This window comes from Acuticoccus kalidii (genome assembly GCF_021556395.1).
GTDB lineage: Bacteria > Pseudomonadota > Alphaproteobacteria > Rhizobiales > Amorphaceae > Acuticoccus > Acuticoccus kalidii.
In genome coordinates this window covers 158,596-171,017 of sequence record NZ_JAKGCS010000017.1, presented here as the reverse complement: position 1 = coordinate 171,017, position 12,422 = coordinate 158,596, and the positions used below count along the sequence as shown (strand labels likewise).

General features: G+C 66.6%; 12 protein-coding genes. 1 reads left to right on the top strand and 11 read right to left on the bottom strand.

Going from position 1 to position 12,422, the window contains the following annotated elements; genetic code table 11:
• Window positions 1–11: 11 nt before the first annotated feature.
• The 4 genes from L1787_RS10915 to L1787_RS10900 form a co-directional block, all read right to left on the bottom strand.
• On the bottom strand, window positions 12–986 hold the full coding sequence (locus L1787_RS10915) for an Hsp33 family molecular chaperone (RefSeq protein WP_235708854.1): 975 nt from the start codon (window positions 984–986) through the stop codon (window positions 12–14).
• Between the two features lie 173 nt (window positions 987–1,159).
• Complete coding sequence (locus L1787_RS10910; RefSeq protein WP_235708853.1) at window positions 1,160–1,684, bottom strand: MgtC/SapB family protein; 525 nt, start codon at window positions 1,682–1,684, stop codon at window positions 1,160–1,162.
• 76 nt (window positions 1,685–1,760) lie between these two features.
• Window positions 1,761–2,672, bottom strand: a complete 912-nt coding sequence (gene argF / locus L1787_RS10905) for an ornithine carbamoyltransferase (protein WP_235708852.1) — start codon at window positions 2,670–2,672, stop codon at window positions 1,761–1,763.
• Window positions 2,669–3,865 carry an aspartate aminotransferase family protein gene (locus tag L1787_RS10900; RefSeq protein WP_235708851.1) on the bottom strand — a complete coding sequence of 399 codons (1,197 nt, stop codon included), beginning with the start codon at window positions 3,863–3,865 and terminating at the stop codon, window positions 2,669–2,671. Before L1787_RS10900 ends, argF begins: the two co-directional genes overlap by 4 nt.
• Window positions 3,866–4,140: 275 nt before the next feature.
• Between L1787_RS10900 and L1787_RS10895 the strand changes: the two genes are divergently transcribed.
• Entirely contained in the window at window positions 4,141–4,698 is a 558-nt protein-coding gene (locus tag L1787_RS10895) for a GcrA family cell cycle regulator (RefSeq protein ID WP_235708850.1), read from the top strand.
• A gap of 67 nt (window positions 4,699–4,765) precedes the next feature.
• Here L1787_RS10895 and phoB read toward each other — a convergent pair whose 3' ends face one another.
• From phoB to L1787_RS10860, 7 genes are all read right to left on the bottom strand, one after another.
• Window positions 4,766–5,458 (bottom strand): phosphate regulon transcriptional regulator PhoB, encoded by a 693-nt coding sequence (gene phoB, locus L1787_RS10890; protein ID WP_235708849.1) that lies wholly within the window; start codon window positions 5,456–5,458, stop codon window positions 4,766–4,768.
• A 2-nt stretch (window positions 5,459–5,460) separates the two neighbouring features.
• The gene (gene phoU / locus L1787_RS10885; RefSeq protein ID WP_235708848.1) at window positions 5,461–6,189 is read right to left on the bottom strand and encodes a phosphate signaling complex protein PhoU; all 729 of its coding nucleotides are present in this window, start codon (window positions 6,187–6,189) and stop codon (window positions 5,461–5,463) included.
• Window positions 6,190–6,234: 45 nt separating this feature from the next.
• Window positions 6,235–7,068 (bottom strand): phosphate ABC transporter ATP-binding protein PstB, encoded by an 834-nt coding sequence (pstB, locus tag L1787_RS10880; protein WP_235708847.1) that lies wholly within the window; start codon window positions 7,066–7,068, stop codon window positions 6,235–6,237.
• Between the two features lie 26 nt (window positions 7,069–7,094).
• A complete protein-coding gene (gene pstA, locus L1787_RS10875) occupies window positions 7,095–8,465 on the bottom strand; it encodes a phosphate ABC transporter permease PstA (RefSeq protein WP_235708846.1) in 1,371 nt (456 codons plus the stop codon).
• Window positions 8,466–8,469: 4 nt separating this feature from the next.
• Window positions 8,470–9,843 carry a phosphate ABC transporter permease subunit PstC gene (gene pstC / locus L1787_RS10870; RefSeq protein ID WP_235708845.1) on the bottom strand — a complete coding sequence of 458 codons (1,374 nt, stop codon included), beginning with the start codon at window positions 9,841–9,843 and terminating at the stop codon, window positions 8,470–8,472.
• A gap of 146 nt (window positions 9,844–9,989) precedes the next feature.
• Window positions 9,990–11,030 (bottom strand): PstS family phosphate ABC transporter substrate-binding protein, encoded by a 1,041-nt coding sequence (locus L1787_RS10865; RefSeq protein WP_235708844.1) that lies wholly within the window; start codon window positions 11,028–11,030, stop codon window positions 9,990–9,992.
• Between the two features lie 145 nt (window positions 11,031–11,175).
• The gene (locus L1787_RS10860; RefSeq protein ID WP_235708843.1) at window positions 11,176–12,402 is read right to left on the bottom strand and encodes an ATP-binding protein; all 1,227 of its coding nucleotides are present in this window, start codon (window positions 12,400–12,402) and stop codon (window positions 11,176–11,178) included.
• Window positions 12,403–12,422 lie beyond the last annotated feature (20 nt).

Here is a 12,422-nt window from a genome sequence, read left to right as displayed (position 1 = left end):
GATGACGGGCCTCAATGCGGCTCGCCGATCGGTTCGAGCTTCTCCGGATCGAACGTGTAGTGCGTGTTGCAAAACTCGCATGTCACCTTGATTACTCCGTCCTCCACCATGGAGGAACGGTCGCCATCGTCGAACTGCTCGAGCATCGTCTTGATGCGATGAGTTGAGCAGTTGCAGTCTGCACTCAAGGTGAACGGATCGAAGACCCGAACGTCGCGCTGGTGAAAAAGTCGCAGCAGCAGGCGCTCGGCGCTGATGCCGGGATCGACCAGCTCGTGGTCCATCGCGCTCTGCGTGCGAGCGGCGGCCTCCACCCAGGCGTCGTCGTCCTCCCGGTCGTCGGCGTCGATGCCGTCCGGCGCGTCGCCGGGGTCGAGATCGCGCACGACGATCCGGTCCGCCGCTTCCGGCAGAAACTGCACGGTGACGCCGCCGCCCCGCCAGGTGCGGCGCGGCTCCTCACCCGGCTGGCGCTCGATCGTCTCCGCGACGGCGAGGCGGACCATCGTCGGAATCTGCTCCGACTGGGTGAAATAGGCGAGCGCCACCTCTTCGAGGCTTTCGCCCGACAGCGCGACGACACCCTGATAGCGCCGCATATTGGCGCGCGGGTCGACGGTGAGGGCGAGCGAGCCCTCGCCGACGAGATCCTGCAAGGTGTGCGAGTCGGGCAGCGCGGCGATGGCCGCCTCATCGAACTTCGCATAGCCGCGCAGGCCCTCCGGGCTCGTGAAGTCGGTCACGAGGAGGGACACGGGGCCGTTCGACTGAATCTGGAGGATCACGCGACCCTCCATCTTCAGCGCGGTGGCGAAGAGGACGTTGAGGATCACGGCCTCGCCGAGCAGGCGCGAGACGGCGGGCGGATAATCGTGTCGCCGCAAAATGGAATCGAGGGCCGGACCGAGCCGCGCAACGCGGCCGCGCACGTCGAGCGCGTCGACCGAGAAGGGCAGGACGAGGTCGTCGTTGGTTGCATCAGTCACGAGCGCGCTCCGTCGGCGTGTTTGAAACTGTACACGCACATCTCCGTCACCAAGAAGGCGGCCGGCGGGCGGCCGCGTGGTCAATGTCGCTGATCAGGTTGAAGGTCGACATATAGGGGCTCCCGCCGGCGCTCGCCATCGTCGGCGGCGCTGCGTCGCCGCCGCCGCCAAAATCAGGCCTCCGGCCGATCGCGCGGGGCGCCCCGTTTGGCGAAATGGCGCCGCTTCATGCCGTTTTCGACGCGGCGCACCACCGACAGGATCGTCAGCCCGCAAAGGCAGGCGACCACCGCGACGAGCCACTGACCGACGCCGACGGCGAGGCCGGTCGCAGCCGAGAGCCAGATGCTCGCGCCGGTGGTGAGGCCACGCACCTCGCCGCGCGAAAACACGATGAGCCCCGCGGCCAGGAAGGCGACACCCGATGTCACCGATGAGATGAGCCGCATCGGATCCATGCGGATCGATTCGCCCTGGAATTGCGGGACGATACCGTCGGCGATGATCGCGAAGGTCGCGGCGGCGAGGCCGATCAGCATGTTGGTGCGCAGCCCGGCGGCGTGCTCCCGCGTTTCGCGCTCCCAGCCGATCAGGCCGCTCAGGATAGCGGCGCCGACGAGGCGCAGGATCATGATGAGCGCGTCCGGGCCCGGCGCGCGCGTGAACTCGTGGGCGAGGGTCGAAAGAAGATCGTCCATGCCCGCACAACGCAGGCATGGACCGTCAGGTTTCGTCGTTTGGGGCCGAACGTTGGGATTGCGCGGCCCCGGTCATTCAATCAATCGCCCGGAAGCACCAGGCGAGGACGGCTTTTTGCGCGTGGACGCGATTTTCCGCCTCGTCGAACACCGCCGATTGCGGGCCGTCCATGACCGAATCCGTCACCTCGTCGCCGCGATGGGCGGGGAGGCAATGGAGGAAGATCGCGCCCGGAGCCGCCGCAGCCATCAAGGCATCGTCGACCCGGAAGGGCGTGAGGATCGAGCGCCGGCGGTCTTCGTCGACGTCGCCCATGGAGGTCCACGTGTCGGTGACGACGACATCGGCGTCCTTCACCGCCCAATAGGGATCGCGGCCGACCTCGAGCTTGGAGCCGTCCGCCTTTGCGGCGGTGACGACATCCTCGGCGAGGTCGTATTCCACCGGCGTCGCGATCTTGAAGCGGAAGCCCAGGCGGCGCGCGGCCTCCACGAAGGTCGCGGCGACGTTGTTGCCGTCGCCGACCCAGGCCACCGTGCGCGCCTCGATCGGGCCGAGCCGTTCCTCGATCGTCATGATGTCGGCGAGGATCTGACAGGGGTGGGAACGGCGCGTGAGGCCGTTGATCACCGGAACGGACGCCTCTTCGGCGAACGCCACCAGCCCCTCATGATCGAGCATACGGATCATGATCGCGTCGACATAGCGCGACAGCACGGCCGCCGTGTCGCCCAGCGTTTCGCCGCGCCCGAGCTGCATTTCGCCGCCGGACGCGATGATGGTGTCGCCGCCGAGCTCGCGCATCGCGAGGTCGAACGAGAAGCGGGTGCGGGTCGAGACCTGCTCGAACAGCATCGCGAGGGTGCGGCCGGGCAACAGATCGAGCCGGCCGCGGCCGTTGGCCTTCAGCCGGTGCGCCTCGTCGAGAATCGCCCGTAGCGTCGCAGGCGAGTGCGACGCGATATCCAGGAAATGCCGTATCGTCATGCCTTCGCGGACGCCTCCGCGGACTCGACGGCGCTCGCCGCCTTGTCGAGGCGGGTGGCCGCCTCGCGAATCTCCTCGTCCGAGACGACGAGAGCGGGGAGGAGGCGCGCCGTGGATTCGCCGGCGGGAATGAGGAGAAGACCCTCGTTCCGCGCGGCCGTCACGACATCGCCGATCGGCGCCACGCATTTGACGCCGAGCATCAACCCTTCGCCACGCACCTCGGCAAAGACCGACGGATGCGAATCGACGATCCCGGCGAGGAGCTGCTTGGCGAGGAGGCCCTTCTGCTTCACCGCGTCGAGGAAGCCGTCCGAGAGGACGACGTCGAGGACGGCGTTGCCGATCGTCGCGGCGAGGGCGTTGCCGCCGAACGTGGTGCCGTGCGTGCCGGGAACGAGGCCGGTCGAGGCCTCCTCGGTCGCGAGGCACGCGCCGATCGGAAAGCCGCCGCCGAGCCCTTTGGCCGACGTCAGGATATCCGGCGTCACGCCGAGGCTCTGATAGGCGAAGAGCGTGCCCATGCGGCCGATCCCGGTCTGCACCTCGTCGAAAATGAGGAGGATGCCGTTGTCGTCGCAAAGCTGGCGCAGACCCCTCAGGACCTGCGGATCCATGACGCGGATGCCGCCTTCGCCCTGGATCGGTTCGACCAGAATGGCCGCCGTATCCGGGCCGACGGCCTTCTTGGCGGCGGCGAGATCGTTGAACGGCACCTGGTCGAAGCCGGTGAGGGGCTCGCCGAAGCCTTCGAGATATTTGGGCGAGCCGCCGGCCGCGATCGTGCCGAGCGTGCGGCCGTGGAAGGCGCCCTCGACGGTGACGATGCGGGTCCGGTTCGGGGCACCCTTGGCATAATGATAGCGCCGCGCGGCTTTGATCGCCGCCTCGTTGGCTTCCGCGCCAGAATTGCAGAAGAACACCTTGTCGGCGAACGTCGCGTCGCACAGCCGGTCGGCCAGCCGCTCCTGCTCGGAGATCCGGTAGAGGTTCGACGTGTGCCACGGCTTCGTCGCGGCCGTCTGGAGCGCCTCGACGAGATGCGGATGGGCGTGACCGAGCGAGGTCACGGCGATCCCGGCGCCCATGTCGAGATATCGTCGTCCATCCGAGCCCTCGAGCCACACGCCCTCGCCCTTCTCGAACGAGAGGTCGACGCGGTTGTAGGTCTTGAACAGGCTATTGAGGGTCATTTCGGCGCCTTTCGCGCTTCTCCACATCAAACTTGATATGTCTGCGGATGGATCGGGCTTTCTTCCCGATGGTTGGGGAAAAAGCAAGGTTCGAGTCGTTCGAGAGTCCGCGACCATAGACGGTGATTCGTCAAATCTCTTAGGATTCACGTCAGCAAGGCACGATTTCGCGTGCCCCACAAACTCCTCACGGTTTGCCGCGTTTGTTCGCGCCGCTCGCCGGCGTGCGGCTGTGGAGTCTCTGTGGATCGGCCGTGGACAAAGGGGGTTGCCCGATGAGCTGGACCGACGAGCGAATCGAAGTGTTGCGCAAATTGTGGGCCGAGGGGCACTCCGCCTCGCAGATCGCGACCACGCTGGGCGGCGTCAGCCGGAACGCGGTGATCGGCAAGATCCACCGGCTCGGCCTCTCCGGTCGGGTGAAGGCGACGAAGCCGCGCGGCAGCACCCGCCAGCGCACGAACCCCGCTCCGGCCGCTACGCCAGCCTCCACACCGTCGGCGGCGGTCATCGCCCGCGCCAAGCCGCAGGCTGCGCAGCCGCGCGCCATGGCGGTCGGATCGACGGTGGTGAAGGTGGTCGAGCGCGAGGCGCCGGCGGCGCTGATGGCCCAGCTCCCTCGGGAGGAGCCGGCCGACATCGTGCCGCTTCACGGCAAGATGACGCTTCTCGATCTCGGCGCCTCGTGCTGCCGTTGGCCGATCGGTGATCCGTCCGATTCCGGGTTCCGCTTCTGCGGTGCGCGCACCGAGGCCGGGGCGGTCTATTGCAGCGCCCATGCCGACATCGCCTTCCCGCAGCGCCTGAAAAAGGGCAAGGACAGGCCGCACTGAGACGGCTCGTCCCGACCCCGAGGCCCGCGGGGGGCGATGGGCCCACCCGCCGAGCCGGCGCCCGGATCTACCGGGCGAATTGATCGTTGAAGGCGTAGCCGGCGCCTCGGACCGTCCGAATCGGATCGCGCGCCTTGCCGCGATTGATCGCCTTCCGCAATCGTCCGACATGAACGTCGACCGTCCGCTCGTCGACATAGACGTCCCGGCCCCACACACCGTCGAGAAGCTGCTCGCGCGAGAAGACGCGGCCGGGGGACTGCATCAGGAATTCGAGCAGACGGAACTCGGTCGGGCCGAGATGCACCTCGCGCGTGGCGCGGCGAACCCGGTGCGTCGTGCGGTCGAGCTCGATGTCGCCGGCGCGCAGGAGCGTCGACACCACCTCCGGCTTGGAGCGGCGCAGGATGGCGCGGATGCGGGCCATGAGCTCGGGCGTCGAGAAGGGCTTCACGACATAATCGTCCGCCCCGGTCGCGAGACCGCGGATGCGTTCGGTCTCCTCGCCGCGCGCGGTGAGCATCACGATAGGAAGATGCTCCGATTGGGGGCGCGAGCGGATGCGGCGGCACAGCTCGATGCCGGAGACGCCCGGAAGCATCCAGTCGAGGATCAGGAGGTCCGGCAGCTCCTCGAGCAGACGGAGCTCGGCGTCATCGCCGCGGCTGCAGCTTTCGACGGTGTATCCGTCGGCCTCCAGATTGTAGCGCAGAAGGAGAACGAGGGGCTCCTCGTCCTCCACGATCATGACCCGTGGCAAGTTCAGGGGCTCCCTGAAGGCGGCTTCGAGAAGTCGGCGGGCAGATAGGCCGAGGTGTCTGCCTTCACTCGGGCCTCGGCGGGCTGCTCGCCGGTGACGAGGTAATGAATATTCTCGGCGATGTTGGTCGCATGATCGCCGATGCGCTCGATATTCTTCGCGCAGAACAGAAGATGTGTGCAGAAGGTGATGCTGCGCGGATCCTCCATCATGTAGGTGAGGAGCTCGCGGAAAATCGAGGTGTAGATCGCGTCCACCTCGTCGTCGCGATTGCGGACGTCGAGGGCGGCGGACAAATTCTGGCTGGTGAAGGCGTCGAGGACGGTCTTCAACTGCTCGAGTGCGATCTCCGACATATGCTCGACGCCGAGGGCGACGCGATGCTGATGCATCCGCCCTTCGATCGCGAGAACGCGCTTGGCGTTGTTCTTGGCGAGATCGCCGACCCGCTCAAGGTCGGACGAAATGCGCAGCGCGGCGACGAGCTCGCGCAGCGGCTTGCCGGTGGGACGGTGGGCGGAAATCATCTCGACGGCGTGGTTCTCGACCTTGCGCTGCATGGTGTCGAGGCGCTGGTCGCCGGCGATGACGGTGCGGGCGAGTTGGCTGTCGATCCGCGTGAGGGCAGTCACGCTGTCCATGACGAGGCTCTCCGCGAGCCCCCCCATTTCGGCGATCTCGCCGGCCAGAATCTGCAACTCGCGTTCGCGGTCACGCACGGATTGCTGCACGGACGTAATCCTCCAATACGCACATCGGGGCGCCCTTCCGATGCTTCAGCCGAAGACGCCCGTGATGTAATCCTTGGTCCGCTTTTCCTGCGGATCGTTGAAAATGCTCTCCGTCGGCCCCTCTTCGACGAGATAGCCGAGATGGAAATAAGCGGTTCGGTCGGAGACGCGCTGAGCCTGGCTCATCGAATGCGTCACGATGATGATCGTATAGTTTTCGCGCAATTCGCGGATCAACTCTTCGACGCGGGCCGTCGCGATCGGATCGAGGGCGGAGCACGGCTCGTCCATGAGGATCACCTCCGGGCTCACCGCGATCGCGCGCGCAATGCAAAGGCGCTGTTGCTGTCCGCCGGACAGGCCGGTGCCCGGCTCCTGCAGACGGTCCTTGACCTCCTGCCAGAGGCCGGCGCGCGTCAGGCTGTGCTCGACGATCGCGTCGAGGTCCGATTTGGAGCGGGCGACGCCGTGGATGCGGGGGCCGTAGGCGATATTGTCGTAGATCGATTTCGGGAACGGGTTGGGCTTCTGGAACACCATGCCGACCCGTGCGCGCAGGAGCACGACATCCTGGCGGTGATCGTTGAGATCCTCGCCGTCCATGTCGAGCCTGCCGACGACGCGGCAGCCATCGATCGTGTCGTTCATGCGGTTGAAGCAGCGCAGGAAGGTCGACTTGCCGCAACCCGACGGGCCGATGAAGGCCGTGACCGACTTCGCCGGGATGTCGATCGACACGTGGTGCAGTGCTTCCTTCGCCCCGTAATAGACGTGAACGTCCTGCGCGGAGATCTTGGTCTCGCGCGGGGAGGGATCCGCGATGCGGATGGTTTCGTAGCGCGTCTCGTGCGGCGCTTCGGCGAGGGCTGTTGCGCTCATGGATAAATCCTTTGGATGCGAACCGATCACCAGCGGCGCTCGAAGCGGTGCCGCAAGACGATGGCGAGGGCGTTCAACGAGATCATCACGGCGAGGAGCACGATGATCGCGGCCGAGGTCCGGGCCTCGAAGAAGTTGCGCAGCTCGTTGCCCTGCCAGAGATAGATCTGGACCGGCAGAGCCGATGATTGATCGAGCGGGGTCGACGGGACCGACGCCACGAAGGCGTTCATGCCGATGAGGAGCAGCGGCGCGGTCTCGCCGAGGGCCTGCGCCACGCCGATGATGGCGCCCGTCAACATGCCGGGCACGGCGAGCGGCAGGGTGTGGTGGAACATCGCCTGCGTGGGCGAGGCGCCGACCCCGAGCGCCGCCTGACGGATCGACGGCGGCACCGCCCGCAACGAGGCGCGCGAGGCGATGATCACGGTGGGCAGCGTCATCAGGGACAGCACGAGGCCGCCGACCAGCGGGGCCGACAGAGGCAGCCCCAGGAAGTTGATGAACACCGCCGCGCCGAGCAGACCGAACACGATCGAGGGGACCGCGGCGAGGTTGTTGATGTTCACCTCGATAAAGTCGGTGAGCCGGTTCTTCGGGGCGAACTCCTCGAGATAGATCGCCGCCATCACGCCGATCGGCACGGCGACGACCATCACGATCGCCATCATCATGACCGAGCCGACGATCGCGCCGAGGAGGCCCGCGGTCGCGGGTGAGGAGCGGGAGTCGACATTGGTGAAGAGGACGGTCGAGAAGTCCATCGAGATGACGCCCTCCTCATAGAGCGCGTCGGACCATTGTTGCTGAAGGGCGCTGAGCTGCTGATAGCGCTGCTCCAGCGTGCGATCGATGTTGCCCTTCAGCCAGACATCGACATTCGCCGACGCGATCAGCGACACGGGCTGCGTCGTTCCCATGATGGCGGGATTGTCCTCGACCATCTCCCAGAGCTTCACGCGCTCGTTGGAGGCGACGAGGCCGATCGCGTCCCGCGCGTTGTCGGCGGCGGCGGGGATCTTGGCGGCGATCGCCTCCTGGATCAGACGGTTCCAGTTCGCCGTGCGCAGGCGCCGTTGCCAGGACAGAAGCTCCTGGTTGAACTCGGCGACGCTCTGGTCCGCCGCCTTTTGCGGTCGCTCCGGGATGCGCAGCACCTCCGGGTCGAAGGCGACGTCGAGGTGGAACGTCGCCTGGGTGAAAGCCGGGATGCCCTTCGACAGGATCGAGCCGAACAGGATCCCGACGAGCGAGATGCCGAGAAGGATCGCGCCGAGGCCGACCGCGCGGAACATCCGCTCCGAGCGGTGCCGGGCCGCGAGGCGGCGGGCGATGAGATCGCGGTTCGAGGTGCCGAAGCCGCCGCTGATGGCGCTGTCGGGGGACGTGATTGCCATCGGTCTACTCGTATTGTTCGCGGTATTTCTTGACGATGTAGATGGCCACCACGTTGAGGCAGAGCGTGATGACGAAGAGCGTGAGGCCGAGCGCGAAGGCGACCAGCGATTGCGGGCTCGCGAAGTCGGTGTCGCCGGTGAGCTGATTGACGATCGTGACCGTCACGGTCGACACCGCCTCGAACGGGTTGGCGGTCAGCACCGGGCTGTTGCCGGCCGCGAGCACCACGATCATCGTCTCGCCGACGGCGCGGCTGACGGCGAGGAGGAAGGCGCCGACGATGCCGGGAAGCGCGGCCGGGAGGATCACCTTGCGGATCGTCTCGGATTGCGTGGCACCGAGCCCGAACGAGCCGTTGCGCATCGCCTGCGGCACCTGGCTGATGATGTCGTCGGAAAGGGACGACACGAAGGGGATGATCATGATCCCCATGACGATGCCCGCGGTGAGCGCGCTCGTCGCGTTGATGTCGAGCCCGACCACGTCGCCGAGCCGGGACAGGAACGGCCCGACCGTCACGAGGGCGAAGAAGCCGTAGACGATGGTCGGTATGCCGGCGAGGACCTCGAGCAGCGGTTTCGCGACGAACCGGAATTTCGGCCCGGCATATTCGGACAGATAGATTGCCGCCATCAGCCCGATGGGCACGGCCACCACCATCGCGATGATGGTGATCATCATCGTGCCCCAGAGGAGCGGCAGAAGCCCGTACTCGCCTTGGCCGCCGGTGCCGGTGGAGGAAAAGCGCGGGTTCCAGGTGGTGCCAAAGAAGAAGTCGAACGGGTGGACGAAGGTGAAGAAGCGGATCGCCTCCGACAGCACCGACAGGACGATGCCGACCGTCGTCAGGATCGCGATGGCCGAGCAGGTGAGAAGGAGCACCTTGATCGCGAGCTCGACGCGGTTGCGGGCGCGGAAGCTCGGGTGGATCTGACGCTGCGCGAAGACGAGGCCGCCGATGGCCGCCGCCGCCGCGAGGGCGATGAGGGCGAGGCGGGCGGTGAGCGTGAACGCGCTGAGCGCGTCCGCGGCGTCCTGCTGGTAGGGCTCGACATCGCCGATGATGCCGTAGCCGCTGGCGATCGCCTCGATATTGCGCATCGCGGTCCGGGTCGCGCCGGGATCGGCGGCGACGTCGGCGGGGAGGTAGCCGCCAATCACCGCGTCGACGATCATCGGCTGGAAGACGAGATAAAGGACGAGGACGAGCGCGGCCGGCACCGCGCACCACAGCATCACATAGACGCCGTAATAAATCGGCCGGGAGTGCATTTTCGCGCCGGTCCGGTTCGCCACGGAGCGGCTTGCGCGGGCCCCCCAATTGTAGGCGAAACCGAGCGCGATCAGAATGATGGCGACGACGATGAACGTGTTCACGTAAGTGTCCCGAAGGCTCGGAGAAATCGACCGCGCGGGGCGCGGCGGCGAACGGTCAGTCCGTCAGTATGGTTTGGGCCAACAAGGACCCGCCGACGCGGCCGGCGGGTCCAGGTGAAGGAGCAAGTGCGTCGGAACGCGGTCGATCAGTTGAGCTCGACCGTGGTCTTGTTCTCGATCTTGTCGATCTGCGCCTGGCGCTCGTCGTCGGAGAGCGGGATCAGGCCGATATTCTCGAGCATCGAGCCGGCACCCGACACGCCGTCGGAGAGGAAATAGAGCGCATAGTCCTGGATGCCGGGGATGACGCCGACATGCTCGCCCTTGATGTAGAAGAAGAGCGGACGCGACACCGGATATTCACCCGACGCGATCGTCTCGAGCGAGGGCTCCACGCCGTCGACCGTGGCGACCTGGAGACGGTCACGGTTCTGGTCGTAGAAGGAGAGGCCGAAGACGCCGATGGCGTTCGGCTGGGCGTCGAGACGGCCGAGCGTCTCGGTGTAGTCGCCGGCGACCTCGATCACGCGGCCATCCTGGCGGAAGGAAAGGCAGGCGGCCTCTTTGGCGTCATCGTCGAGCGCTTCGACGACTTCAAAGGACTCGCAGCCCGGCGCGATCACCTTTTCCTCGAACACTTCGCGGGTGCCGTGGTTGGTGCCCGGAATGACGAGGGTGATGTCCTGGTCCGGCAGGCTCGAGTCGATCTCGCTCCAGTTGGTGTACGGGTTGTCGACGAGCTCGCCGTCCTGCGGCACCTTCGCGGCGATCGCCTGGAAAATCTGCGCCGGGGTCAGCTCGAAATGGCCGGTCGACACGTCGGAGGCGAAGACGATGCCGTCATAACCGATGCGGACTTCGACGATGTTCTCGACGCCGGCTTCGCCGCAGGCTTCGATCTCGCCCGAGCGGATGCGGCGCGAGGCATTCGCGATGTCGATCGTGTTTTCGCCGACGCCCTGGCAGAACTGGCGAAGGCCGCCCGACGAACCGCCGGAGCCGACGACCGGCGTGTTGAACTCGGGATAGGTGTTGCCGAACTCTTCGGCGACGACCGAGGCGAACGGCAGAACCGTCGACGACCCGGCGATCTGGATGGTGTCGCGCGACTGAGCAGAGGCGGCGGTGGCGACGAGCGCACCGGCAGCGGCGATCGCGGCGGCGCTCGCGAGCTGATTGAACTTCACTGGAATGCTCCCTCGGGTTGGGGTCTCGGCGTGGCGGGCGAATGTCCGTCCGCGCTGGCCCTTGGTTAGGAGGCCTTCCAGAACGTCTTATGTCAGTTGGATGAAACTTATACGACAGGCTAATCGCTTGTAATTGAACGGGAAATCAGGATTCGAGGTTCGCCATCGGCAACCGGACCGCGAAAGTCGACCCCGCGCCCAGCTCCGAACGGACCGTGAGGCGCCCGCGATGGCGCGCCACGATGTGCTTCACGATGGCGAGGCCGAGCCCCGTGCCCTGCCGGGCGCGCGATTCTTCGACGTCGACCCGATAGAAGCGCTCCGTCAGCCGCGGGACGTGCTCGGGCGCGATCCCGCGGCCGAAATCCTGCACCGAGATGACCGCCGTCGCGCCGGAGGGCGTCGTCTCCACCGCGGCGGAGATGAGGACGCGCCCGCCATCGCCGCCATATTTGATCGCGTTCTCGATCAGATTGTCGACGACCTGGACGAGCTCGTCGGAATCGGCGCGCACCTTGATCGGCTCCTCGGTGAGGGCGAGCTCGAGCTGCACATTATATTCGCTCGCCATCGACCGGGTCATTTCGACGGCATAGCGGACCATCTCGGCGCAATCGACGATATCCGTCGGGCGCACATGGGCGCGCATCTCGATGCGGGAGAGCGACAGGAGCGCGTCGGTGAGGCGCTTCATCCGGTCGGCCTGCTCGCGCATGATGCCGAGAAATTGCTCGCGCGCTTTCGCATCGTCTCGCGCGGGGCCTTGTAGGGTCTCGATGAAGCCGGTCAGCGCGGCGAGGGGGGTGCGCAGCTCGTGGCTCGCATTGGCGACGAAGTCTTCGCGCATCCGGTCGAGGCGCTGCTGCTCGGTGAGGTCGCGGATGAAGACGGCGATCGCCTTCCGGCCCTCCGGCGCGCCGCCGGCGAGCTTGAAGGTCGACACGAACGCCTCATACCAGCGGCTCGTCGGTACCTTTTCGGACCAACGCGCCCGCTCCGACAGGCCCGTTCGGCCCACCTTCTCAACGGCGCGGATGAGATCCGGCACACGCAACGCGAAGGAAAAAGGGCTGCCGAAGGTCGAAATGCCGAGCTGTTCGCGGGCGGCGAGGTTGGCCCACAGGACTGTTCCGTCGTCGGCGAGGATGACGCAGGCGTCGGGCGAGGCATCCAATACGGCTTGCGCATCGGCGCCGAGCGGGCTCATGATCTCTGCACCGTCGGCCTCGGCACGGGCCGGCCGCGGCACCGCGAGCGCCACGAGGCCGGCGGCGATGGCCGCGAGGACCGGCGCGTCGACGAGGATGGCGAGGCAAACCCCTGCGCCGCCGGCGAGAAACAGGGTCGGAAGAGCACGCCACGGGGCACGCATGTTCGCTCCATTACGCATCG